This is a genomic window from Enterovibrio paralichthyis, assembly GCF_019209835.1.
Taxonomy (GTDB): domain Bacteria; phylum Pseudomonadota; class Gammaproteobacteria; order Enterobacterales; family Vibrionaceae; genus Enterovibrio; species Enterovibrio paralichthyis.
This window is the reverse complement of the sequence record NZ_JAHUTS010000006.1, coordinates 102254-125424: the sequence shown is the minus strand read 5'-3', so window position 1 is coordinate 125424 and position 23171 is coordinate 102254. Positions and strand designations below refer to the sequence as shown.

At 52.1% G+C, this 23171-nt stretch carries 22 protein-coding genes; 10 read left to right on the top strand and 12 right to left on the bottom strand.

Going from position 1 to position 23171, the window contains the following annotated elements:
* Nucleotides 1-52: 52 nt before the first annotated feature.
* The 8 genes from KU854_RS09595 to KU854_RS09560 form a co-directional block, all read right to left on the bottom strand.
* On the bottom strand, nucleotides 53-517 hold the full coding sequence (locus KU854_RS09595) for a DUF302 domain-containing protein (RefSeq protein WP_218358281.1): 465 nt from the start codon (nucleotides 515-517) through the stop codon (nucleotides 53-55).
* Nucleotides 518-725: 208 nt separating this feature from the next.
* Nucleotides 726-1718: an HlyD family secretion protein gene (locus KU854_RS09590; RefSeq protein ID WP_218358280.1), complete on the bottom strand. Its 993-nt coding sequence runs from the start codon at nucleotides 1716-1718 to the stop codon at nucleotides 726-728.
* A gap of 56 nt (nucleotides 1719-1774) precedes the next feature.
* Nucleotides 1775-3094 carry a glycosyltransferase family 2 protein gene (locus tag KU854_RS09585; RefSeq protein ID WP_218358279.1) on the bottom strand — a complete coding sequence of 440 codons (1320 nt, stop codon included), beginning with the start codon at nucleotides 3092-3094 and terminating at the stop codon, nucleotides 1775-1777.
* A complete protein-coding gene (locus tag KU854_RS09580; RefSeq protein WP_255555497.1) occupies nucleotides 3087-4418 on the bottom strand; it encodes a TackOD1 domain-containing metal-binding protein in 1332 nt (443 codons plus the stop codon). Before KU854_RS09580 ends, KU854_RS09585 begins: the two co-directional genes overlap by 8 nt.
* A 133-nt stretch (nucleotides 4419-4551) precedes the next feature.
* Complete coding sequence (locus tag KU854_RS09575) at nucleotides 4552-7296, bottom strand: alkaline phosphatase family protein (protein WP_218358461.1); 2745 nt, start codon at nucleotides 7294-7296, stop codon at nucleotides 4552-4554.
* A gap of 263 nt (nucleotides 7297-7559) precedes the next feature.
* Nucleotides 7560-8222 carry a c-type cytochrome gene (locus KU854_RS09570; RefSeq protein ID WP_218358278.1) on the bottom strand — a complete coding sequence of 221 codons (663 nt, stop codon included), beginning with the start codon at nucleotides 8220-8222 and terminating at the stop codon, nucleotides 7560-7562.
* 5 nt (nucleotides 8223-8227) lie between these two features.
* Nucleotides 8228-9541, bottom strand: coding sequence for a molybdopterin-dependent oxidoreductase (locus KU854_RS09565; RefSeq protein WP_218358277.1), 1314 nt, complete (start codon nucleotides 9539-9541; stop codon nucleotides 8228-8230).
* A 91-nt stretch (nucleotides 9542-9632) separates the two neighbouring features.
* Entirely contained in the window at nucleotides 9633-10904 is a 1272-nt protein-coding gene (locus KU854_RS09560; RefSeq protein ID WP_218358276.1) for an amino acid deaminase, read from the bottom strand.
* Between the two features lie 126 nt (nucleotides 10905-11030).
* Here KU854_RS09560 and KU854_RS09555 point away from each other — a divergent pair, with 126 nt between their 5' ends.
* Complete coding sequence (locus tag KU854_RS09555) at nucleotides 11031-12467, top strand: N-acyl-D-amino-acid deacylase family protein (protein WP_218358275.1); 1437 nt, start codon at nucleotides 11031-11033, stop codon at nucleotides 12465-12467.
* Nucleotides 12468-12480: 13 nt separating this feature from the next.
* The gene (locus KU854_RS09550) at nucleotides 12481-12870 is read left to right on the top strand and encodes a RidA family protein (RefSeq protein WP_218358274.1); all 390 of its coding nucleotides are present in this window, start codon (nucleotides 12481-12483) and stop codon (nucleotides 12868-12870) included.
* Between the two features lie 50 nt (nucleotides 12871-12920).
* On the opposite strand, the gene KU854_RS09545 is transcribed toward KU854_RS09550, so the two are convergent.
* The 3 genes from KU854_RS09545 to KU854_RS09535 all read right to left on the bottom strand — a co-directional run bounded on the left by KU854_RS09545 (nucleotide 12921) and on the right by KU854_RS09535 (nucleotide 14568).
* Entirely contained in the window at nucleotides 12921-13778 is an 858-nt protein-coding gene (locus KU854_RS09545; protein WP_218358273.1) for a sterol desaturase family protein, read from the bottom strand.
* A gap of 75 nt (nucleotides 13779-13853) precedes the next feature.
* The gene (locus tag KU854_RS09540) at nucleotides 13854-14147 is read right to left on the bottom strand and encodes a VF530 family protein (protein WP_255555495.1); all 294 of its coding nucleotides are present in this window, start codon (nucleotides 14145-14147) and stop codon (nucleotides 13854-13856) included.
* A 91-nt stretch (nucleotides 14148-14238) separates the two neighbouring features.
* Nucleotides 14239-14568 (bottom strand): hypothetical protein, encoded by a 330-nt coding sequence (locus tag KU854_RS09535; RefSeq protein WP_255555494.1) that lies wholly within the window; start codon nucleotides 14566-14568, stop codon nucleotides 14239-14241.
* A gap of 419 nt (nucleotides 14569-14987) precedes the next feature.
* Between KU854_RS09535 and KU854_RS09530 the strand changes: the two genes are divergently transcribed.
* The 8 genes from KU854_RS09530 (at nucleotide 14988) to KU854_RS09495 (ending at nucleotide 21194) form a co-directional block, all read left to right on the top strand.
* Nucleotides 14988-15755 (top strand): DUF3450 domain-containing protein, encoded by a 768-nt coding sequence (locus KU854_RS09530; RefSeq protein ID WP_218358272.1) that lies wholly within the window; start codon nucleotides 14988-14990, stop codon nucleotides 15753-15755.
* A gap of 1 nt (nucleotide 15756) precedes the next feature.
* Nucleotides 15757-17109 (top strand): MotA/TolQ/ExbB proton channel family protein, encoded by a 1353-nt coding sequence (locus KU854_RS09525; protein ID WP_218358271.1) that lies wholly within the window; start codon nucleotides 15757-15759, stop codon nucleotides 17107-17109.
* On the top strand, nucleotides 17106-17657 hold the full coding sequence (locus KU854_RS09520; RefSeq protein ID WP_218358269.1) for a MotA/TolQ/ExbB proton channel family protein: 552 nt from the start codon (nucleotides 17106-17108) through the stop codon (nucleotides 17655-17657). Before KU854_RS09525 ends, KU854_RS09520 begins: the two co-directional genes overlap by 4 nt.
* Nucleotides 17654-18061 (top strand): ExbD/TolR family protein, encoded by a 408-nt coding sequence (locus KU854_RS09515; protein WP_218358267.1) that lies wholly within the window; start codon nucleotides 17654-17656, stop codon nucleotides 18059-18061. Before KU854_RS09520 ends, KU854_RS09515 begins: the two co-directional genes overlap by 4 nt.
* On the top strand, nucleotides 18058-18717 hold the full coding sequence (locus KU854_RS09510; protein ID WP_336245242.1) for an energy transducer TonB: 660 nt from the start codon (nucleotides 18058-18060) through the stop codon (nucleotides 18715-18717). Before KU854_RS09515 ends, KU854_RS09510 begins: the two co-directional genes overlap by 4 nt.
* A 5-nt stretch (nucleotides 18718-18722) precedes the next feature.
* Nucleotides 18723-19919 carry a tetratricopeptide repeat protein gene (locus KU854_RS09505; RefSeq protein ID WP_218358265.1) on the top strand — a complete coding sequence of 399 codons (1197 nt, stop codon included), beginning with the start codon at nucleotides 18723-18725 and terminating at the stop codon, nucleotides 19917-19919.
* A 204-nt stretch (nucleotides 19920-20123) separates the two neighbouring features.
* Nucleotides 20124-20672: a hypothetical protein gene (locus tag KU854_RS09500; protein ID WP_054779581.1), complete on the top strand. Its 549-nt coding sequence runs from the start codon at nucleotides 20124-20126 to the stop codon at nucleotides 20670-20672.
* A 123-nt stretch (nucleotides 20673-20795) separates the two neighbouring features.
* Complete coding sequence (locus KU854_RS09495; RefSeq protein ID WP_218358264.1) at nucleotides 20796-21194, top strand: GFA family protein; 399 nt, start codon at nucleotides 20796-20798, stop codon at nucleotides 21192-21194.
* Nucleotides 21195-21364: 170 nt separating this feature from the next.
* Here the strand turns inward: KU854_RS09495 and KU854_RS09490 are convergent, their stop codons facing one another.
* Nucleotides 21365-23161: a beta-N-acetylhexosaminidase gene (locus KU854_RS09490; RefSeq protein ID WP_218358263.1), complete on the bottom strand. Its 1797-nt coding sequence runs from the start codon at nucleotides 23159-23161 to the stop codon at nucleotides 21365-21367.
* Nucleotides 23162-23171: the final 10 nt, after the last annotated feature.

Genomic DNA, 23171 nt, shown 5'->3' with positions numbered 1-23171 from the left:
TGTAAAATCAAAGTCAATCAGGCTTCCCGTTGCTTCTCCAAACCTTATCGGATTATTGTGGCGAAGGCTGGGTAGCGAGTTTGGCGAGAGTGACCAGCGCTTTATTCACTTTCTCTACGGAAAGCCCACAGCCATCCAGTTGATGGCGTTCCAGTATGTAGGCAGGTTTGTTGTACCCCAGCCATACCTTGCCATCTTCCGCCTCCCAAATCAGCGCCTTCTGCGGCAAATCGATACCCGCACTCTGGCTACAGGCCATAAAAGGTGTACCCACTTTCGGATTCCCAAAAATCACCAACTCGGTAGGCCGCAGTTTCAGCCCCGCGTCTTCGGCTGCTTGTGCGTGGTTAATGCGTCCAATGACTTTAAGCCCTTTGGCGCGGATAGCGGCGAGCAGCCGATCTGTGGTGGTGGGTACATCGTATTGGCTCTGCACCTGCACCATACCTTCTTGCGCCATTGAAGGCAGACTGAAAAGCGCGAATACCAGGGTCAACAGTTGGAGGTACACTCTCATGATCGCTTCCTTATTACGCTAACTTTTGAATACCAAAGAAAATGCCAGAGTGCCTGCTGCCCAGCATTTTGTCTGTCTGGACATGACAGCACCGTGCCTTTAAAGACTAGCAAATCGTACTGGGTGTCACTGGAATTGGTGTAGTAGCAATGAGAGTCACAAACAGATCTCTTTTTCTGCTGTGGATTTTATTAGGCAGGAAGAAAGTTCAGAAATGGACTTCAACGGGCATCCCTTCCGCCCATTCCTGGGTTGGGATCTCTTTGTTCAAGGTCAATGTCACGCGGAGCAATGCCGGGCTGCCCTCGAATGGCTTAGCAAGCTGGGGCGGGAGCTTGCTGGCAATTTCAGTGGGTTCAGATACCGTGGCATCCAGTCGCTCACCGTTCGGAAAAATTACCTTAGCTTTGCTGCCAGTCTGTGCGCTATCAATGTACTTTGCGCTCAAATAAGCGATGATTTTGGGCTCACTGTTGGGAGACACCATGACAACAGGTGCACCTGCTGCGACCCTCTCGCCTGTCTGAACAAAAATATTTAAAACTGAACCGCTATAAGGGCTTTCGATACTGAGTTGCTGCATTTTCGCGTGCATATTGTCCAGGTTCAGGATCATCTCGCGTCTGGCCTGTGCCACTGGTCCTGCCAGCCTCTCCTGCAAAGCATCTGCTTTGGCTTTTTTGAGGGTGATTTCCGCGCTTGCCAGTGATAGCTGGGCAGCGTTATACATCTGAAATGCTGACGCCATATCGATTTGTGAAACCTGACCCTGTTCGCTGAACTTGCGGTAACGGGCAAGAACTCGCTCCATTTCAGCGAGGTTACTTTTTGCATCGCTTACCGCGCTTTCGTAGAGAGTAAAGCTGTCGTCAGGGCGGTTTCTCAGGGTTTCATCCATTTCGACAATTTGTTGCTGCAACGATTCTATATCCTTCGCCAGCACCGGATCCCACAGTGACACCAGCAGGGTCTGGTTTTTCACACTGTCGCCATTTTTCACCGTGATTTCTGCTACCACAGCTTCCTGAGGGCTGGTCAGGGTGACAGGATTGACGGACACGATGCCAGGCGCGGTGATAAGCACAGCATCTTTGGCAAAGAAATAGGCCATGACCAGTAAAGGGCTGAGCACAATGGCCAGAAGCAGATACCAACGGAGCTTGTAGCCGCCACGCTTGGCGTGTCCGTAGGTGACTTTCATCCCTTTTTCCGTTGTGGGGGCCTGCTTCTTATCAAGATGAAATTCCACTTTCATGATTAGAACCGCTTCCCTCGCTTCAGCACCCACCAGGGAGCCATTGATGACTCTTCATGACTGCGGCGCAATACTTCATTGACCATTGAAAAAGCAGTCACCATACGCATAAGAAAAAGATAGACCGGATACAGGGGAAGCCAGACAGCCATTGAGATATCTGTACGCGGACGTTCAGAAATAAAGCCGGTGTAGGCCACAAATGACAACAGCAAGAGTCCCAGATAGGTCAGGTACAGTGCTGTCATCAGTGCGATGACAACCGTGGGAGGATAGACCACCACAAGCCATACCGTAAAACCCAGTACCAGCAGGGGCAAGAGGACGTTTTGCAATACGCCATAGACAAAGACAAACAGGAAGTTTCCCCAGCCAAGCAGTTTGGGTGTCAGACCCTGCCGGTGTTTACGCAGGAAGAGGAACAACAAATCCCCATCCCATCGCAGTCTTTGCATCACAAGCCCTTTGACGGTGTCCGGCACGTCGGTATGCCCAATCGCATGGGTAGCAAACCCGAGCGATTTGTCAGGATAGCGGGTCTTGTATTGCTTCAGGCGCATGGTGAGGTCGAGGTCTTCGGCCGTGTGGGTATCCCAGCCTCCCGCACGTTCGAGAATGTCGCGGTGAAACGCGCCGAAGGCACCGGAGATATTGTTAAGTACGCCCCAGGTCGCCATGCCCGTTTTACCCATTTGCATCGAAAGCATATATTCAAGCGCCTGCATCCGTGTCAGCAGATTTTGCCGCCAGTTTCGTACCCGCAAGGCGCCGCCACAGGCAAGGTATTTGGGTTGCTGCAGCATATTGACAATGGTTCGTACCATGTCGTTGTCGAAAGAGGTGTCACCGTCGACATTAATGACAATTGAATGGGAGGCTTCAGAAAGCCCTGCATTCAGGGTGCTGACGCGGCCACCCCGCTGCCACTTTGGCACCAGCCGCACGGGGCGGTTTTTTACCCCGGCGTATTTTCTCTTGGCGGCGAGGGCAGCGACATAGGTATGTTGGTTTTGCACCGCGCCATCAATAACAGGCAGGATCTCTATTTCGCCGCCATAAAGTTGTTCGACCAGGGTATCGATAGTGATGGCAATGGCGTCACCTTCGCCATAACAGGTAATGATCACGCTGATGCCGGGCGTTGTCTGTCTTTGGTCGCCGGATACATCCTGATGAGCTGTCCAGCGGAAAACGCCTGTCATAACAAGAAGATACAGCGGCAACTCCACGGCTATCAGCATTGGCATCAAGGTCAGCCAGAGTGCGCTGTCTTCAGACAGTGCAGCGAATATGCCGCGCAGGAAATACAGGGTTTCAGTCATCCACCTGCCCGCTCATTTTCATAACCAGCCAGTTGGCGGCATCGTCTGTCATCAATTCATCGGGTAGCGTCCATGCGTAAACCTGCAGGGTAAAGTCATCCACTTCGATAAGTGATGCCAATTCTGTGATTTTCTCCTGTAAGCGGCCAAGAGCGGCCTGGGGTGTTTGGGGCATTAAAAGTAACAGGGTATCCAGCGTGTATTGGCAGCAAAGATCGGTATCGCGCAGCAAGCCGTTCAAGCGCTCTGAGAGATGCTCGGTCAGGGAAAGGGTTTTAAGTTCGCCGTGCTTTTGTCCGTAGTTTTCCAGGCCGGGAAGGTGGAGAGCGAGTATCAGGTGCTGCTGTTGGTGTCGCCGTGCGAGCTTGTTGATCCAGGGAAGCAGGCTAAGTAAAAAAGGGGCATCGACCAAATGGTTGAGCGACAACGCAGGTATCTGGAATGTCTGTCCATTTCGCAATAGGGAAGCGGTCTGCATGCCCGTATCAAAGCGGTAGATTTGACGGGCAATCAGCGTATTGGGTGCAGAAAAAGTATCACAGGAGAGGCAGCGGGCTTTGGTCTGGGCTTCGCTGAATCTGTGCTTGCAGCTCTGGCAAACGTAAGTTTCCAGTGGACGGTCATAATCGACGCCAATATGGCGAAGCTGGGTCAGGCAATTCGGGCAAACCAGTTTTCCACTCCGGGTGAACGCTTCCTGATCCGCGACATGTCCACAGGTGAAGCAGTGCAGAGAATGCTCGTGGCGAATATCCAGGCCCTTGCAGTGAGGGCAGGTTTCGACATAGTTGAGGTGTCCGCTTTGGCAGCTGGGGCAAAAACGCACCTTATCCACCAGTTCTCCCTGAACAAGGTAACCGCGTTGGGTCAGCTGCAGGAGGGCATGATAGGGCGTAGCCCGCTCTTCGTTGTATGCTTCTAGCAATGGGTAGCGGTATATCCCGCGGGAGCTGGCATCACGGACAGGCTGCAACTCCCTCTCATCATCCAGCCATAGCCAGGCGAGCAATGGCTCACTTTCCCCATTTTTTATTGCCGCGAGATACTGACGGTGATCCTGCCATACTGATTCAAGATTGTCCGGGATATGCGCCCCGTCACTCAATGCGGCGGAAAGTGCAGAGGGTTGCGAGACATAGATGCGCCATTGCCAGAAACGCTGGCTGCGGTGCATGGCTTCCAGCAGGGCATCCTGCTCTGCGCTGTCAGTAATGACCACGATACCGGGCGTCTCAGGCAGAGCCCGCCAATCGGAAATAAACTGCGCTGGGTAGCGTTCTGTTGCGTCGACACCTAACTGGAAAAAAGGCAGGGATTGCGCCATGACGATACGACCTGTCTGTCTCACTGCAAGACTGAAAGTGTAGGGGATAAAAGTAGATATTGCGTGTAACAAGGAAGTGACGGTTGGGTGCCGCGGCCTTCGGAAACCAAAAGGCCGCGTGAAGGGAGCGGGGTTACTCGTGGGCAGTCAGTTCATTCAATAAAGACGGGAAGCCCCAACTGTCTTTACCCACCTCGACCGGCATGCCAGTGAGGTACTCATAGATTGTGGGTGCGAGCGATCCGTTAATGGCCGTCCCAACCCGGGTGTTGGCTGAAACCGGTGCTCCCCAGAAGCCAAGGAAGGCATCCTTTTCATGAAAGTGTTCACCGGCATGACGTCCGGGGACTTTGGTGTTGTAGCCCACGCCCTGTGCCGGAAACAGGTTGATGGTTCCGGCGCGGCTTTCGTCATACAGGTGGGCAAGTTGATTGACGCTGTCAGGGCGCGGCGTCAGCCGAGTTAGCTGTTGCCATGCCGTTGAATCACACCAGCTTGAAACATCATCTTCCTGTGCCTTGTCGATACACTGGCTGATCAGCTGCTGCTTTTCAGCTTCCTGGTCAGGGGAAAGCGCTGCGGCGTAAGGGTTCGGCCTTTCGATATCGAGAAGCTGTGGCCTGCCTTCCTGTTCGCCGTAATAGCGGACTTTGTTGCCTTGCCGCTCGATAAATTCATCAACACGCTCACCGCCTTTTACCCTGACAAGCCGGATAGTGCAGGCTGAAAGATCGCAGTCACGTTCCCGTACCACCAGATAGTCCAGGCTGTCACCCAAGCGAGTGGCAGCCTCCGAGACAATATCAATCGCCGGCGCACTTTCGGCGAGAGAAGAGGGTTTCCATCCCGTCAACTCTTTATACAAAGGTTGCACCTGCCAGCCACGACCTGAATTGAACAGATCCATCATATAGTTACCCCCGGCGGTGGAGGCGACAATGATGTCCGCGTCTTTATTGCTGGGATAGTCAAAGGCATGGGTGATTTTGGGGCCTTCCCCTTCATCAGACGAGATTTTCCTGACGTTAATGGCAAGCTCATGATCTTGCTCGATACCATCAAAAACGACCTGTTCCGGGCTGACAATATGGTGGATGGGGGTAAGGCCGTGATCGCCTGCCATGCCCCAGAGTGTCTGGTTGTACACGCCGGCGTTGCGGTAAACGGTTTCCATCTGGCTGAGCCAGAAATCCAGTCGGTTCAGTTCACCGGTGGGGGCAATAATTTCATCGGCAAACGGGCCAGTGAAATGGGCGAAATGATCCGGCCAGGGGTTATACGCCAAAAGGAAGTCCGGTAACCCGCCTTGGGATTGTTCTGCGTACGCTGCCAGGGCATCTTTTATGGCAAGACGCTTGGTAAACATTGTCACCGGCGTCCACCATGACATCTCTTGGTACGCCTTGATGTCGTCAATCAATGCAATGCGCCGTTCCCTGAGCTTGGTTTCCATCTCGCCCCGATGGCGTAGCTCTTTCAAACACCGCTGTTCGCCAAAGTCCCGCACAGCTTCCCCGAGGCCGAGGTTGAGCAGGGCATCAAAGCTGGATTCTGCGTACCAGTCATACTGCGCATTGCAGTTCATGGTGATGCGGGGAACCAAACGTTCGAACTGGGTTTTGGCGCCGTGACTGGCAAAAATTGGGTCGAGTTGCAGGGCATCATTGCCAAAAAAGTAATAGGCGCGGTCTACATCGCGGTCAACAAAATGGAAGTTGGGAATACCAGTACCTCCCTCTCCGGCAACATTTGCTCCGGTCTTGATGATAGGCAGATTGCGAACACTGATAGTAGGTGTGGTGGAAACGCCGTACTCGACAATGCCATTGGCACCTGTCTGGTAAATACGCTTGAAAAAAGGCAGGTAGCGCGGATCGTCCAATGGCTTGTTAGCGACTGCATACAGGAAATCATTTTTCGGAGTGTGGTTGGGGCTGGAAACCGGCAATCCTTGTGGCGCCATGCTCGCGGCATCCTGCTCATCGCGTTTTACCTGCTGTAAAAACGGAGATGGGGTAGGGCTGACCAATCCTTGCATCAACCCTTGTTGTAAGCCATCAACAGTGATCTGTACGCCCAATGGACGTTTGTTCTGATGGGTCAGGTATTCAAGCAATTGCTGGGGGTTGTCAGAAAACTGCGTTTGCAGCCAGTCGTCAAGCGCGTCGGCTTTCGCCTTGTTGAGCAGAAACTGACGGTACCCTTTCAGCACGTTCAGGCGTACAAAGTCGACAAGGCTGATGGTGATGGCTTCCGCCTTGTTGTTGTGCTTGTCTTGGTTTGAAGGATTACCGTCTTCCACGATGGCCATCACTGCGGCTTTCATGTCGCCTTCTTCTAGGCTCTGGCTGTATTTATCGAGCATGGAAACCAGAATCGCCTGCACGGTGGCGACGGTTTCCCTGTCATTGGCGGAATCGGTCAGATAAGGATATTGATCCGGGATTTCGTCGCCGTAGAGCCATTTATCCTTGCCGAAAAGTGCATCATATAAGGTCACCAGCGTTGCAATGAACTGGCGGTTCAGCAGGCTTTTACCCTGTTTGTCTTCTTCTGTTTCTGAAGGGGTTTCAACGGTTTCGGCGTCAGGTTCCAGCGTAAACAGGGAATGCTGCCATTGTGCTAGCTCGCCGGTGCTGTAGGTATCGAGAAGATACCGCTTGAAGATGTCTTCATTGATGACTTCACCGGTGTATTTGTCGTAAAAACTGTAGAGCAGGTGACCGAGCTGGATAGCATAGCGGGGGTTGGAAAGCTGGCCTATCACCCGGGTTTTCACTTCCGCATCCAGCGGCAATGTGAGGATCAGCGTATCAAGGGTGACACCGCCGACAGTGAATAACGCAATGTCCCTGCTGGTCGCAGCGGACACTTCAATCGAGTCGAAAATGTTGGAAAAGACCAACTGGCTGCTGTTGTAGACGGCACCAATGACTGGTGTGTTGCCAAGGTCATTGGTGGCTGCAGCGGGAGACGCGCCCAATGCCGCGCCAAGAATCCAGGGGTAAAAGCGGTTCAAAATCATAATGTCACTGTATTGGCGAAATTGTTTAGAGCTTACCGGAGTGATGGGGAAGGGTAACGGAGAGCGGCGCATTTTTGTGCGCCGCCTCCTTGATTCATCGGTACAGTGTCCCTGTTTTACTCAGTGCCGTAATAAGTGGAAAGGTAGGTGACAACAGCCTCATGATCAGCTTCGTCCAGTTCATCCATGCCCTGTTCATCCACCATCCATTCTAAGGTTTCCTCCCAGCTGTCTCGGCTCAATCCTTGCTGTGCGACGAGATGCAAGGAATGGCAGGCCGAGCAGACGGACGCAACGAGCGCCATGTTCTCGCCCGGTTCCAGGATGCCATCACCGGCTGATTTAACGGGCGCACTGGCGGCGGCTGTTGTCCAGTCTGGTGGGGTGGGGTTTTTGGTGGCGAGCCATGCGATGATCGCCGCACGGGCTCCGGGGTCTGCCACGCCCGGGAATACCATGTTCGTGCCGGGTGCGTAACTCGCCGGATCGGCAAGGAATACATCCAGTTTTTCTGCATCCCATTTGCCGCTATGTTGTTTTAGCCCGTCGCTGTAATTAAAGCCCGGATAGGACGCGATCTCTCTTTCTGCAATGCCGTAAAGGGGAGGTCCAACGACGGTGACGCCGTTAGGTTCGAACTGGTGACAGGCTTTACAAACCATCGCTTGTTGTCCACCGGCTGCAATTAATGCTTCATCTGCTACGGCATTGCCGCTGAGCAGGAAAAGCGATGAAAAGAAGAGCGGGATAACCCGCTCGTTCATATTCTTATTTGTCATTCCACTTACCCCTTCACGACCAGTGCCACGCGGTGGAAGCTGTTGTTCAGGTAGCCTTTCGGATTCCATGCAATGGCAAACGGCTGGCTGATACCCTGATCGTCCGTGGCTTTTGCCCACACCTCATAGTAGCCAGGCTGCGGAAACGTCACCTTGGCATTGAAGGTTTGCCATGCGCCCGGGTTTGCCGGCTCTTCAAGCTCTGCGTCAATCCAGGTTGCGCCAAAGTCGTTGGAGAGCTGTACGTTTTTGACTTTTCGATCCCCAGACCAGGCATGGCCGCGCACCAACACTTCTTTGCCTGTGATTTCGCTGTTGGTTTGGGGGGAGGTGATCAAGGATTTCACCGGCATACGCTCGATGATCACAAAATCTTCTTTATCGACCTTTTCCCCCGGCGCAACCGGCCGGTTTGGAACCCGGTACGAGGTGCCTGTCATTTTCGGCCCATCATGCACCTGGTCACGAACCTGAATGCGGTTTAGCCATTTTTGCGAACAGGAACCCGGCCAGCCGGGCACAACCAAGCGAAGCGGTGCACCGTTCATTGGGTGAAGTGGCTGACCGTTTTGCGCAAAGGCGATCAGGTTTTCGCTGCCCATGGCTTTTTCAATGGGTAGGCCACGGGAAATCGGCAGCTTTCCTTCTTTGCCTGAAAGGTGTTTGTCGGCGCCATAATGTGCCGTATATACAGCGCCATCTTTCACGCCGGCGGCTTTCAGCACATCGGCAAGGCGGACACCAGTCCAGTTAGAGCAGGCTACGGCACCATACGTCCACTGGTTGCCTTTCGCGGGCGGTTCAAAAAAGGCACGGCCGTTCCCGCCACATTCGACAACCAACTGTTGCTCGACAACATCGAAGTTCTTTTTTAAATCTTCAATGGTCAGGGTCATAGGTTTGTCGACCAGCCCATCGATGGTGAGCGTCCAGGTTTCCGGATTCACTTCGGTCGGGGGAATACCGTTGTTGCGGATAAAGTGGCGCTGGGTGGGGGTGACATCGTCATTGAGCAGGTGTGGTGGTGTTTCAGCATTCATGGGCCGGTCGTTGAGCACCACCAGTCCATCCTTTCCTTCGATCACGACATCCTCAAGCCCTTCTGCAAATGCAGCCGGGATTATTCCTGCCGGCATATTGCGGTGAAAGGGGATAGCGCCTCCTAACACTGCTGCCATGGTGGCAAGTCCAGCGCCTTTCAAAAAGCCGCGGCGATCCGGGTAGCTGACTCTTCCAAACACCTTTTTATCCGCGTTTTCTGGGTCGTTTTGGTAGATATCGAAGATACCTTGCTTGCCTTTGTTTTCCTCATTTGCCATAGCTGACTTCCTTTCTGGTTATAATTTATTCGATTAAATTATAGACATGTCAGTAAGGCTGCCAGCCGGCTTCCGGGCGAATGCGTGGGCATCAGAACTGGGTAGATAACCAGTTTTCGACCATAAATGTATTATCCGCCAAGGCGATAAAACGCCATTTATCAAAGGTTAAGCAAGGGTGAGAACCTGAGAAGGCAATGATATCTCCCACTTTTATATCAAGGTCATCCGGAACATTAACGAACATGTGTTGATCCATGACTTTTGTGGCCACGATACCTTCAACATCAATCGCTTCACCATTTCGAAATCCTCTCTCTGGTTTGGGCAAACCAGCATCGTAGGCAGTATCCCGTTTTCCAAGCCCGATCACAGCTTTTCCCTTTTCAGGCGTCGAAATGACGTACGCCCAAACCTCCAGGGCATTGCGCAAATCCCCTTCGAAATCTCCTCGCCGTTGCTGCTTTGCCAGTCTGTCGATCACTGCCCGCTGGGATTGTTCATAAATGCCGGTGTCATGGGTGACGTAACAGCCGGGACGGATCACCGGCAGAAGCGCGGGATAGCGGGCAAAAATGGCGGAGACAACGTCATACCAGGCAGAACCAGCGCCGGTAATGATCGCTTTGTCGGTGTCGATCAATTGCTCATCAAGCAGTTGTTCGCAAAACGCCGCGCAGGATTCGACAAAGTCATGCACTGCTCTTTCCGCATCATCACCGTGTATGACGCCTTCATAAAACTCGATGCCGGACAATGCTATTCCCGGCAGGGCATGGGCGAATGCCGCTAGTTTGCGGGCATCTTCCGGTGTCCGTTCACCGCAGCGTCCTTGTGGTACACCGAGTTCTATCAATACGTGAATGCACGCGGAACGTTGGGCAAAGTAGTCAGAAAGTGCCTGCAGGTTCTCTTCGCTGTCGACGCAGCAATAAACCGTAACCGGGAATGTTTGCTGCAGCGCTGCTATGGCTGCCATGTTGGCTTTGCCGACTAACTGGTTGGCAATAATGATGTTCTTGGCACCACACAGGGCGGCAATTTCGGCTTGGGCAGGAGAGGCGACCGTTAGTCCCCATGCGCCCTTTTCCAGTTGCGCTTTGAACAGCGCGGGTGTCATGGATGTTTTTCCATGTGGGCAGAGTGCGGCCTTGTGTTGGTCAGCAAAGTGCTGCATCCAGGCAATGTTGTTGTCGAGGGCGTCTTTCAGGATCACCGCGGCGGGCAGTGAAATATCTTCGTTGACCAGACTGTAGCGGCCGTCTGGCTTTTTCTCTGTCCAGACTCCTTTGGTACCCACAGGAAAACTTTCGTGAAGTGATACCTGATAGTTTTCAGTCGCTTGTTGCGCTGTGTCTGCCATTCCTTATTCTCCTAACATCCTTGTCGGCGATTGGGTATCAAACGATGGTATGCAGTTGTGCCACTTCAGGCTACCGCAAACTGCAGGGATTAGACCCGCGTCATAGTGAAAGTTTCAGGGGGAAACGTGCAGTTTGATTTTGTTGTCCGGCAGGCATCGGTGGTGGATGGAACCGGTAAAAACAGCTTCGAGGCAGACGTTGCTGTAAAGGGTGACCGTATCGCCGTCATCGGCAAACCGGGTTCACTGAACGCAGGGAAGACAATAAACGCAAAGGGGCTTGTGCTGGCTCCCGGCTTTATTGATGTGCATACCCATGACGATACCCAGGTGATCAAACATCCTAGCTGTGAAGCAAAAATCAGTCAGGGTGTCACGACGGTGATCGTGGGCAACTGCGGTATCAGCGCCGCCTGTGCATTGTTGAAGGGCGATCCGCCGGATCCGATGAACCTGCTCGGTAAACGAAGTGATTTTGACTACCCAAGTTTTGCTGAGTACACACTTGCGGTGCGAGAGGCTGTGCCTGCGGTGAATGTGGCAGCGCTGGTTGGGCATACCACACTGCGCAACAACGTGATGGATAACCTGTACCGACCAGCGACGCAGACCGAAATACAGTTGATGCGCCGCGCCCTCCGCGATGCCCTTGAACAGGGCGCACTCGGCTTGAGCTCCGGCCTCGCGTATGCCAGCGCCCATGAAGCCACCACAGACGAAGTAAAGGCGCTGGCCGAAGAACTCGCCGCTTTCGACGCGGTTTACACCACCCATCTTCGCAGTGAATTTGAACCCATCCTGACCGCCATGGAAGAAGCCTTTGCGACGGCCAGACATGCAGACGTGCCCTTGGTTATCTCCCATCTGAAATGTGCCGGAGCCGGAAACTGGGGGCGCACAAAAGAGGTGCTGTCTTTGATGGATTCTGCTGCAAAGGGTCAGGATATCGCCTGTGACTGTTACCCCTATGCGGCCAGTTCATCCACCCTGGATTTAAAACAGGTAACGGATGAATTCGATATCTTCATTACCTGGTCAGACGCAATGCCGGAGCAGGGAGGAAGAATGCTGGATGATATTGCCAAATCCCTCAACGTTTCCTTGCTGGAAGCGGCAAAGAGGTTGCAACCGGCAGGGGCGGTATACCACTGTATGGATGAAAAGGATGTGCAGAATGTGTTGCGCTATCCACTCACCATGATTGGTTCTGACGGCCTGCCCAATGACCCGCACCCACACCCAAGGTTGTGGGGAGCCTTTCCAAGGGTGTTGGGGCATTACTGTCGGGAGCAGAATCTGTTTTCACTCGAGCAGGCAGTGCACAAAATGACAGGACTTTCAGCCCAGCGTTTTGCACTTAAAGACAGGGGACAAATACGTGAAGGGGCGTTCGCCGACCTGGTGTTGTTCGACCCCGAAACCATCTCGGACAGAGCCACATTTTCTTCGCCGAAGCAGGCGGCAACAGGCATCAAACGCGTTTGGGTGAACGGTGCTTTGGCATGGCAGGAAGGCAACCAAACCGGTCAACGGTCAGGACGATTTATAAAACGAAAACAATAGTGGAGAAAGGAATATGACCATTAAGCGATATGGGGTGGAAGGCGGCGTTGGCACTGGTGGCCAGCATCTACCATTTGCACGTGCGGTAGAAGCGGGCGGATTTTTGTATGTATCCGGCCAGACCCCGATGATTGACGGTGAGGTGGTTGAAGGCGGTATTGTGGAGCAATCGCGCCTCGCAATCCAAAACTGCGTGGATATCATGACCGAGGCGGGATTTGGTCTCGAAGACGTTGTGCACGTCAAAGTTGTGCTGACCGATGCGCGTTACTTTCAGTCTTTCAACAAGGTGTTCAGTGAGTTCTTTGCTGCCAATCCACCGGCGCGGATCTGCATGGTGGCCGATTTGGTGGTGGATGTGAAAGTGGAAGTCGATGTGACCTGTTATCGCGCAGACCGCTGATAACGCTTCGCTGTATTCTGAGGCCGCCCCAGTGAGGGGCGGCTTTTTTATTACGTTTTTTCCCCTGCACTGTCAGCAATTGCCGGTGGGCCAAACAGGTACGCCAAGCGGGTTTTAAGCGGTGTTGGCTGTCTGGTAAACGCCAGGGATAACATTGTTCGCCATTGGTGGAAGGTGGCTACAAACGGGTTCCAGCTTTGGATCGGTTTAGGGATGCCGTAATCGATGTCAATATCGTCACGCTCTTCGACAAAGGTGCCGAACATTTTGTCCCAGATAATCAGCACTCCGGCAAAGTTGCGGTCAATGTACTGGGGATTTTTTGCATGGTGGACACGGTGGTGTGATGGCGTATTGAAGACTTTTTCAATCACGCCCAGCTTATTGATCACCCGCGTATGCACAAAAAACTGGAACCCGAGGTTTACTCCCACGACCACAAGCACAAGTGAAGGGGCAAATCCTATCAAGATTAATGGCGTCCAGAACAGCCACATGCCGGAGACAGGGTAGGTCAGGCTTTGCCGGAACGCAGTGGTAAAGTTCATCCGCTCGGAGCTGTGGTGGGCGATATGGGAAGCCCAAAGCCAATGGATATTGTGTGATGCGCGGTGAAACCAGTAGTAGAAAAAATCCTGCAGGATGAACACACCAATCAGGCTGGCAGCGCTGAGCGGGATATCCCAGATGCGGAAATGATAGAGCCAGAGAAAAAATGGCATCAGTACCAAGGTGGCAATGATGTCAGCGCCTTGGTGTAGGCCGGCCAAGCTGAAGTTGCAGACCAATTCTTTAAAGGAATAGTCGGCATCGCCGCGGACACGAAGAATACGGTACTCCGCCAGCATACAGAGCAGAAACAGCGGTGAGAGTAGAAGCAGCGTGAGCGATTCCCAGCCCAAATCCATAGAAAGTCCCCATCCTGTGCGTATTCACTACCATACATCAGGCGTCAGGGGACGACAATCTCAGGCTGGAATCTGTTAATTTTTCAGCTTGTTAAGCGATGCCGCCCAAGGGTCAACGTCAGGCTGTGACTGACAGAAGGTGTCGAGATAGAGCTGCTCAACTTTTTCACGGGCCCAGGGTGTTTTGCGCAGGAACTTGAGGCTTGATTTCACGGACGGATCGCTGCGAAAACAGTTGATCGCAATTTCCCTGCCAAGGTATTGCCAGCCGTAGTGCTCAACCAGTTGGTTGATGATTTGTTCCAGTTTAACGCCATGAAGCGGATTGTTCGGTTGATGGTTCATGATATTGGGGTGTGAAGATAACAAGGGGCAAATGTGCCACAGGCGGCCAATTGCATCAATGAAAAGCACGAAAAAGAAAGGGAGCCGAAGCTCCCTTGCATGAATTTTTCTGCAATCAACGACGCATTGACAGGCTTTGGTCAGTGAACTGGTTCAGGCGAAGACGTGTCTTAATGTCTTCACATGCACGTTGAATGCTGAACGTGTCCTGTGCGCTCAAGTGCAGGGACAGAGTGCTGGTGAAGCGGAAGTCTTCACAAATCTCAGCCAGACCAATCAAATCAGAAAGCTTGGCATCCTCAGGATCTTTAAGCAGCTTCTCGTGTTGTTTCTGAATCTGGATAGTGTAAATCTTGCTTGAGTAAGTGTATGAACTTAGTGTCATACCAACCATAGCGAAGAAAAGCAGTGCTGCAATGATATAAAGGGGCTTGTTATTAGACATGTTATCTTTCAATGTATTGGGCGAAAAAAGATGCGTATCTTTTTAGAGACAGAAGTCTACTCTTTTGGGCAGTGATTTCGCAATAGTTTCAAATTGCTAAATTAGTTGTTTTTTGAGATCTAGGTCTAATTAATACCAAATGCTCTCACTGCGTTACTTTTCTGATTTGTTTTTGCTCAACTTTTTCCACCTCTCATTGATTCTTTTGTTGTTTACCCGTTCGTTAGGCGAAGCCTGATTAACAACGCTCTTGTTTTGCCCACTCCCAATGATGTGACGCCTTGGTTCTCACAGACTGCCTTTACTCAATAATGTTCTGACACTGACGCCCTTATTGATTAGAATCACGGGTTTAAATTGTGCCGTTTTGAACGGTGATACTTCCGAGCCACATGAACGATGTTGAGAGATACCGCTAGATGAATCTTGTTGCGCGTTTAAGCGCTGCTTCGTTAATCCTGATAGCCTGTTCCGCTGCGGCGACGGGTCTGGACAAAGCTTCCACCATTGAAGCGAACACAGTGAAAGCAGATGCGGCCTCCCAACAGCGTATCAATCGCAGCGATGATGCTGCGCAGACCATGAAGGCAGAAATAGAACGGCTTGAGCAGGAAGTGGAAAACCTCACTGTTTACCGCAATCACCTGCAAAACCTTATTACCAGCCAAAATGAAGAGCAGGCTTCACTGCAAAAACAACTTCAGGATATCGCTGAAACCCGCCAGGGAATCGTGCCCCTGATGTACCGCATGATTGAAGATTTGTCGTTTTGGGTGAGTACAGATTTGCCGATGAACAAAGCAAGCCGGGAAAAACGGGTTGAAGACCTGAAAACACTGATGACCCGCGCCGATGTCAGCGATGCGGAGAAACTGCGCCGTATTCTTGAGGCGTATCAGATTGAACTGGATTACGGTGCCAAACTGGGTGTTTTCCAGCAAAAGCTCACCCTCGATGGCATTTCCCGTGAAGTCGATGTTTTGCACCTTGGCCGTATGGCACTTGTCGCCAAAAGCCTGAAGGGGGATCTGTTCTGGTACTACGATCTGCCACAAAAACAGTGGGTCAAAATGGACAGTGCCGACACCACTATGTTGGGTCAGGCTTTTGATGTCGCCGATGAGCGTGTTCCGCCGTCCATGTTAACCCTGCCATTGGCTGTATCAGCCGACAGTAAGGAGGGGTAAGATGCGATTATCCCTCCGTAAATGTCTTGCCGTGTCTGCCTTGGGCGGAGCTGCGCTTCTTCTTCAGGTGCCAGCAGCAAATGCTGACTTGGTTAAGCAAACGGCTGCGGCGCAAAAAGAATCCGCGAAAACCAATTCTGCACGTGAATCCAGATTTTCTGAAACGGAGCAACAACTGTCAGAAAAACTGAAAGTGCTTAAATCCCAGCGCCTAGCACTCGAAGCCGAAACCGACGCATTGAGTGATACTTTTTCAGACAATGAGCAAACACTGGCAAGTCTGGAAGAAACCTTGCGTCTTGAAGCGGGCAGTCTGGGCGAAGTTTTCGGTGTCGTCCGTCAGGTTGGGCGTGAGCTCAACAGTGAGCAAGCCGGATTACCTGCTGCGATTGGGACACCACTGGCATCATCTCTTGATACGATTTCTGACGCCAGTGCGTTGCCATCACTGGCAATACTGCAGTCGTTTGCGCAAGGGTTGGAGAAAACACTGACCAACAGTGCCCATATCGGTCAAATCACGTTGGATGTACGGGATGACAACGGTGCCATTGTACCCGAGGCAGTGACCCGTGTCGGTAATGTTGCGCTGCTCAATGATAAAGGCTATCTGGACTGGGACGCCTCCAGCCAGCAGGCCAATACCTTGCCCCAAGTTCATGGAGTTAAACCCCCGCAAGTGCAAGCCCTGAACGCTGGTGAAATGATCGCGTTGGATCCAAGCCGTGGTGAGGTGATCAAACGCCTGGCGGATAAACCGACACTGCAGCAACGCATTGCCCAGGGAGGTTTGGTGGGCGGCGTGATCATCGCATTACTTTGTGTGGGTATCGCCATTGCACTGGTGCGGGGTGTGGTGATGTTCCGTGCGCGCGCCCAGATGAATGCCCAACTTAAAGTGCCCCGTAAACCCGCGGACAACCCGTTGGGGCGCGTACTTAAAGTTTATTACGATGAGCCTGACCGCGCCCTAGAGACGCTGGAGTTGAGGCTGCTTGAAGCCGTGATGGATGAGCAGGAAGGATTCGAGAAGGGTTTGTCTATGCTGAAACTTCTGGCTGCACTGGCACCGATGCTCGGCTTGTTGGGAACGGTCACAGGGATGATCGAGACTTTCCAAGTGATCACAGAATACGGCAATGGCAATCCGTCCATTATGGCGGGCGGCATTTCGACAGCCCTGATCACGACTGTTATGGGGCTGGTGGCTGCTATACCGCTGCTACTGGCTCACAATGTGCTGAGCTCACAGGCTGACACTCTGCGTGGCATGCTGGAAAAAACCGGGGTGAGCCTGATTGCCGAGCAAGCTGAAATGAACCACGACATTATGCCAGTGGGGCAGGCGGTATGACCGAGCTTATCGATGACTTTCCCGCATTGCCCATAGACGGCTGGCAATCCCTGAGCAGCTTTATGGCGCAGGGTGGCCCGGTATTGTGGCTTCTGGCCGCAGTGGCAGCGCTATGTTGGCTGCTGGTGGTTGAAAGACTTCTCTACATGGTGGGTGTGTATCCTGCTTTTCGCGCGGGATTAGCGCAGCGCTGGCAATCACGCGCCGATAAATCTTCCTGGTATGCCAAAGCGATCCGTGAAGGGTGGCTGTTTGACGCCCGCCGACAGCTGAACCGGAATTTGCGCGTTATCCGTGGCCTGGTAGCGGTATGCCCAATGATTGGATTGTTGGGTACGGTAACCGGCATGATCTCAGTGTTTGACCTGATGGCAGCCAACGGCGCAGGCGATGCCCGCGCAATGGCCAACGGGATTTCCATGGCCACACTGCCGACATTGGCGGGCATGGTCATCGCGTTGGCAGGACTTTTTGCCCATGCGCGGTTGCAAAAACTGGCAGAGCGCCAGGAACTTTCACTGTCTCGCACGCTGAGGTTGGTGTCATGAGATTCCAACGTCAGCAAAAGCCGCGGGAAGATGCACAGGTTGATCTGACTTCCATGCTGGATATCGTCTTCATCATGCTGATCTTTTTCATCGTGACCAGCTCTTTTGTGCGTGAGTCCGGTGTGGACGTTAACCGTCCTGCTGCCAGCAACACCAGTATGCAGGCGGCAACCAGCATTTATGTCGCTATCACAGATAGCAACGACATTTATATCGACAAGGCACGGATTGATGTTGAACGCATTGAAGCGACGCTGTCGAGACTGTCCAGCGAACAGCCTGATGCTGCCTTGGTGATTCAGGCGGATAAACATGCTTACAGTGGCACTGTGGTACAAGTGATTGATGCGGCAAAAGGGGCAGGTATTTCCCGCATTGCCCTGGCTGCGGAGCCAAAACAGTGAAACGTTGGCTGTTTGCGTTGCCCCTGTCTATGCTGTGTGTCTTTGCCCTGTTCAGTGTAATGGCGGCATTGGTGACGCCCACTGACAACCAAACCAGGGCAGGCAATTCGCCCGTTTCCCTTGATGTATTGGTGACGCCGGAGGAAACCGAAGCCAACCGCCGTGAGCGGGCGGCGCCGCCGAAACCGCCTGTTGCTGTAGCTCCGCCGTCGCTGGCGCTGAGCACACCATCAACCACATTGCCAACCCCTGCCATTACCGCATCTTTGCCCGATATCTCTATGGATGTTGCCGTTGAAGGGCTTTCCGTCGCCATGCCTTCGTTTGGCGAGGTCGCTGACGTGGCTGTTCCTCCGCCATCGCTCGGCGAGGGAAGTGGTTATCAGGGCGCTGTGCCTTTGGTAAGGGTGGAACCTGTTTATCCAGCAAAAGCCCTCAAACGAGGCATAGAAGGTTACGTTATCGTACAATTTACTATTGATGAAAACGGAAACCCGATGGATCTGAGTGTGCTCGAAGCATCACCCAAACGGGTCTTTGACCGGGAAGCGCTGCGCGCCGCAAAACGCTGGAAATACGCACCGAAACTGGTCAATGGCAAGGCGGTTTCTCAGCCGGAACAAACCGTAAAAGTGGAGTTCAATCTCACAAAATGAGCCGCATGCCGCGTTCAACATTTTGCCTGATATCTGTGCTGGTGGCGTCGCTTGCCATCCTGCCAGCTTCGCTTTCTGCTGCCACTTTGTCAGCGCCGACGGCCAAACAGGTACAAAAGGCCATGAACTTGCAGTCGCAGAATAACCTCGCTGAAGCGGCGGCAATTTTGGAAAGCCTAAACTCGGGATCGTCCTATGACAGGGCTTTTGCCGACAGAATGCTGGGCGCGATTTATTGGCAGCAGGGAAACACGCTCAAAGCGATCAATGCACTGATGTCGGCTGAGAAAAGCGGCGCTTTAAACCCGGAAGAAATGCGTTCGGCGCAGCGTATGCTGGCCGACCTTTTGCTCATTCAGACCCGCTATTCAGAAGCCCTTACCCGCTATTATCCGCTCGTTGCTGATACCCAAACCACTGACAAGGAAGCCGGTGAGATCTGGTTCCGCATTGCTCAGGCGCAGTACCAGAATAAACAAGCTGGCAAAGCGTTGGATGCGGTTAACCGTCACCTTAAATTGTCACCTGCCAGCGTATCTGCCTTATCCCTGAAGCTTGGTGCCGAGGTTCAGTTAACGCAATGGAAAGCATCGACGAAGACGCTTGAACGCTTGATCATGCTTGATCCGGGCAACAAAACCTGGTGGCTTCAATTGGTCAGCAGTTACCAGAAACTTAATGACCACGCCGGCATGCTCAACACGCTTGTCCTTGCTGAGCGAAGTGGCATTGCCTTAACCACAGATGAGAAGATGTTCCTCGCCCAACTGTATGGCAAGCAGGGTGTTCCCCACAAAGCGGCGCGTGTATTGCGTGCTGTCAATGAACAGTCAGCGGATGCCCGGCGCCTGGCAGCAGAGGCATCTTATTGGCAGCAGGCCAAAGAGTGGGACGAAGCGATCGACGCATGGACAAGAGCCGCAGCGTTCAACCCTGAATATTATTGGGTGGCGGCGCAACTCGCGCTGCAGCACCAGCAGTATCAGCGGGCCTTGTCCTTGCTGGAAAAGGTAAGTGATGATACGCCCGCTGACAGGCTGGAACTTGCCCGCGCATTGGCTTATGACAAACTCAACCAAATCACCAAAGCGTTACAACATGCAAAACGCGCCCACGCCGCAGTCCCCTCTAAACAGACGGAATCCTGGGTTCAATATCTGACAGAGAAGCAGGATGCCGCCCTCAGATCTCCTGCGAAATGAAGGCTTTATTTTTGCTGTTATGAATAACCAATTTACTAGTTGATTAGTACATCAATATCGCATTATTATCACCCCAAGCCATATTATCGATATGTTAATGGAAGATGGTCTGGTTAAAAATTCGGCAGCATGACAATCATTGTCAGGCCGGTTAAGGAAAACGAAATATCGAGCCTTGGCTCCCCTGTATAGAGAAGTACCTGAATGACGTTAGAGCTCATCACTGAAATTCTTGGTTGGACATCCGTTGTTTTCTACATCGGTATTACTATTTTCAACACCATGAAATTCACCCGTTTTGCTGCATTTGGTTCGGCAGCGAATGATACGCTGTGGGCATTTTTAATGGGCTGGTGGCCAAAAGTCATTCTGAACCTCTCTGTGGCATCTCTGAATACTTATCGCTATGCCAAAGACTTCACCAACGCGTCGAAAAGCGTGATTCTGGGTCTGGGCTCTGTGATGGCTGCCGGTATCTTGTATATCGTTTACGTAGCAGTGACTGGATTTATCGCTAACCCAACATTGCCAGTTGCACTGCAATTTGCAGATCTGGGCATCATTTTGCTGGCACTTTACATGACCACCCTGGGTAACTACCGCAAACTGATGTTGCTGTCAGGCTTTGTCGGCATGGCCGCTTACTACGGCAACCCACAGATGATGATCATCAAAGCGCTGGTGATCGGCATCATGAGCTACAAGCTGTTTTTTGATAAGTCGCAGCAGGTTGAAACTGCTGAAGCGGTGTAAAGCACCAAAAATTTCAAAACTTTTGCGAGAAAGACCCCGAAGTTCGGGGTCTTTATTTTGTCCCTTTTATTCCCTCCCGATTTGGTATAAACCTGACTAAAACAATCAAGAAAGGAGAAACCGATGAAAGGAAGTTGTCTTTGTAAAGCGGTGCAGTATGAAGTAGAAGCACTCAGCTCACCTATTATGCACTGCTCGTGTACCCAATGCCGGAAAGCCCATGCTGCAGCTTTCAATACTGGTGCAGCGGTTTTGCCTGAGTCTTTTAAATGGCTGAAAGGAGAAGATCTGCTGTCGCAATACGAGTCGTCCCCTGGCAAGCTTCGCAAGTTTTGCTCTGTTTGCGGCAGTCAGTTGCTGTCAACAAAAGAGGGCGCACCGTTTTATGTATTGCGAGTTGCAACCCTGGATGATGACCCTGGTCAGGTACCTGCTATGCGTATCTGGACGTCAGATGAAGTCCGTTGGCTGGACTACAAAGCAGAGATCCCCGAATACCCAGAATGGCATCCAAACCGATAACGGACAGTTAAAAAAAAGCCTATTAGTGACGCTGTCACTAATAGGCAAGTCGGCAGAAGCGAAGGATATCTTCTAGAGATATCTTTTATTGTTTTAGTGCGTTGAGTTACTTTTATTATTCCTTTTTAAGGCCAGAGGTTTTGGGAAACACGCCGGAACCTTGTTTGGGCTTACATTACCGCTTCTGTTTCTAACGCCGTTGTTTGCTCTTCCTGCAACAGGCTCTGTAAGAATTCAAGCCGCGCGCTGCTCTGTTTAAGTCCGCCTTCACGGTAATTCTCTCGCCAAAGTGTTCGATAAGTCTCGAGTAAAACAGCAACATCCCGTCTGATGCTTTTTTTCCTTTGTGCGCTGAAACGTTCGACTTCACGGTGCCCTTCCTCGATGTACCCCATCACTATCCTACAGGCAATGTCGAGGGCTTCGGCTGTCCAAAGCAGTTCACTGCTGAGTTCACCGCCTTTGGCAGGCGAAAGCGAGGCTTTCACTTTTGCCAGCTTTTTCCGTGCATTTTCCACCGACTGAATGTCCCTCCAAGTCGCTCGTTTAATGTGGCGTCGAGAGGCCTGATCAAATAAAACCGGACCGAAGAAGGCACAGTTTGGTGTGGTAACACCGGTTTGGCGGTAGAAATTTTGCAAGGCTAACAGCGCACCAAATTCGGTCTCTGTCGCATCTGGGTAGTACCAGCGCAGCGGCAGATCGACATTGTCATTGACTTGTTGTTCCTGCCCCCAGGCCATGGCAGCACCGAATGCGTAGGCGGGAATTGGCATGGCATGTTGCTGGCCGTGACCCATATCGCCCCATTCTGTGACCATAAAGCCTTCCGCGCCATAGTGTTTCGCGGACTTGGCTGCTCTTCGCATATGGGTTGTTGCATCGTGCCAGCGACCTGCCACTGAAGCGAAGCAGTTGGTGGAAACCACGACATGAAAGGGGTAACCAAACTGCGCCAGCTGTTTGTGCTCGGCATCAAAGGGATGGTCCGGTTCATAGCCCCAATTGAGCAATGTAAGGCCTTTGGGAAGCTCGCAGATAAGGTTGGGATAGCGAAACAGCATGTCGCTGAAAATTTGGCATTGTTTCCCTTTCGATGCCGCGATATCGATAACCTTGTTCAGGTAGTTAAGAAACACCCGGCCTTTACCATAGATTTCACAGGCAGATTTACTGGCACCCATGCCTAAATCCATGGTTTCGTCGAAATTCACATTTAGGGTATTGCTTGAGAAGTTGGGAGCCAATTCCTCAATCAAGCCATCAATAAACGCCGTCGTTTGATCACTGATGGGGTTCAGGCCAAAAGCCCCGGCGCGGAAATCACCGCGCTGGTCGCGAAATCCTTCGGTTTGCTCAGCAAGATGCGCATATTCGGGATGGCACAGCCATTTTTCCATATGCCCAAAGCAAGCCTGATTGGCAACCAGTTCAATACCCAACTGGCAGCAATAGGCATCAATCTCCCGGGTATCTTCGGCTGTCATTGGGGAGTAATCGCGCCAGACCGTCTCATGGTTTACGTAGGCGAAAGTATGTTCGGTATACAGTTGCAGTTGGTTAAAACGCAGAGACGAGAAGTAGTCAATCAGGCGCTTCAGGGTGGCGATGGTTGGTACACGGTCACGGCTGATATCTAACAACACCGAGCGAACCGGGAAATCTGGATGATCTTCAATAACAGCATCTTCCCTTACTACACTGGCATCATCAATCAATTGGTTGATAGCCAGATGGGCATAGCGTAGCCCATGCAGATCCGAATACTCCACCGTGAGCATACTTTGCCTGAAGCGCAGGCGGAATCCCTGATCGGGAAGGGTGGCGTCATGGCGATAGAGCAGGGAAGGATGAAGTAACCGCGCACCAAAGCTAACAGGACAGCGTTCAACCAATGCAGAAACACTGACGCTCTTTTTGGCGAATCCACCGATGTAACGTTTGGGTGCCGGAAATATGTTGATCATCTTACATCCT

Excerpts from the sequence above, each read along its gene's own strand:
- KU854_RS09565 (WP_218358277.1), bottom strand. The coding sequence starts at position 9,541 with ATGGCAAATGAGGAAAACAAAGGCAAGCAAGGTATCTTCGATATCTAC.
- KU854_RS09590 (WP_218358280.1), bottom strand. The coding sequence starts at position 1,718 with ATGAAAGTCACCTACGGACACGCCAAGCGTGGCGGCTACAAGCTCCGT.
- KU854_RS09595 (WP_218358281.1), bottom strand. The coding sequence starts at position 517 with ATGAGAGTGTACCTCCAACTGTTGACCCTGGTATTCGCGCTTTTCAGT.
- KU854_RS09570 (WP_218358278.1), bottom strand. The coding sequence starts at position 8,222 with ATGACAAATAAGAATATGAACGAGCGGGTTATCCCGCTCTTCTTTTCA.
- KU854_RS09520 (WP_218358269.1), top strand. The coding sequence starts at position 17,106 with ATGACCGAGCTTATCGATGACTTTCCCGCATTGCCCATAGACGGCTGG.
- KU854_RS09500 (WP_054779581.1), top strand. The coding sequence starts at position 20,124 with ATGACGTTAGAGCTCATCACTGAAATTCTTGGTTGGACATCCGTTGTT.
- KU854_RS09495 (WP_218358264.1), top strand. The coding sequence starts at position 20,796 with ATGAAAGGAAGTTGTCTTTGTAAAGCGGTGCAGTATGAAGTAGAAGCA.
- KU854_RS09560 (WP_218358276.1), bottom strand. The coding sequence starts at position 10,904 with ATGGCAGACACAGCGCAACAAGCGACTGAAAACTATCAGGTATCACTT.
- KU854_RS09550 (WP_218358274.1), top strand. The coding sequence starts at position 12,481 with ATGACCATTAAGCGATATGGGGTGGAAGGCGGCGTTGGCACTGGTGGC.
- KU854_RS09585 (WP_218358279.1), bottom strand. The coding sequence starts at position 3,094 with ATGACTGAAACCCTGTATTTCCTGCGCGGCATATTCGCTGCACTGTCT.
- KU854_RS09490 (WP_218358263.1), bottom strand. The coding sequence starts at position 23,161 with ATGATCAACATATTTCCGGCACCCAAACGTTACATCGGTGGATTCGCC.
- KU854_RS09505 (WP_218358265.1), top strand. The coding sequence starts at position 18,723 with ATGCCGCGTTCAACATTTTGCCTGATATCTGTGCTGGTGGCGTCGCTT.
- KU854_RS09525 (WP_218358271.1), top strand. The coding sequence starts at position 15,757 with ATGCGATTATCCCTCCGTAAATGTCTTGCCGTGTCTGCCTTGGGCGGA.
- KU854_RS09515 (WP_218358267.1), top strand. The coding sequence starts at position 17,654 with ATGAGATTCCAACGTCAGCAAAAGCCGCGGGAAGATGCACAGGTTGAT.
- KU854_RS09545 (WP_218358273.1), bottom strand. The coding sequence starts at position 13,778 with ATGGATTTGGGCTGGGAATCGCTCACGCTGCTTCTACTCTCACCGCTG.
- KU854_RS09535 (WP_255555494.1), bottom strand. The coding sequence starts at position 14,568 with ATGTCTAATAACAAGCCCCTTTATATCATTGCAGCACTGCTTTTCTTC.
- KU854_RS09530 (WP_218358272.1), top strand. The coding sequence starts at position 14,988 with ATGAATCTTGTTGCGCGTTTAAGCGCTGCTTCGTTAATCCTGATAGCC.
- KU854_RS09580 (WP_255555497.1), bottom strand. The coding sequence starts at position 4,418 with ATGGCGCAATCCCTGCCTTTTTTCCAGTTAGGTGTCGACGCAACAGAA.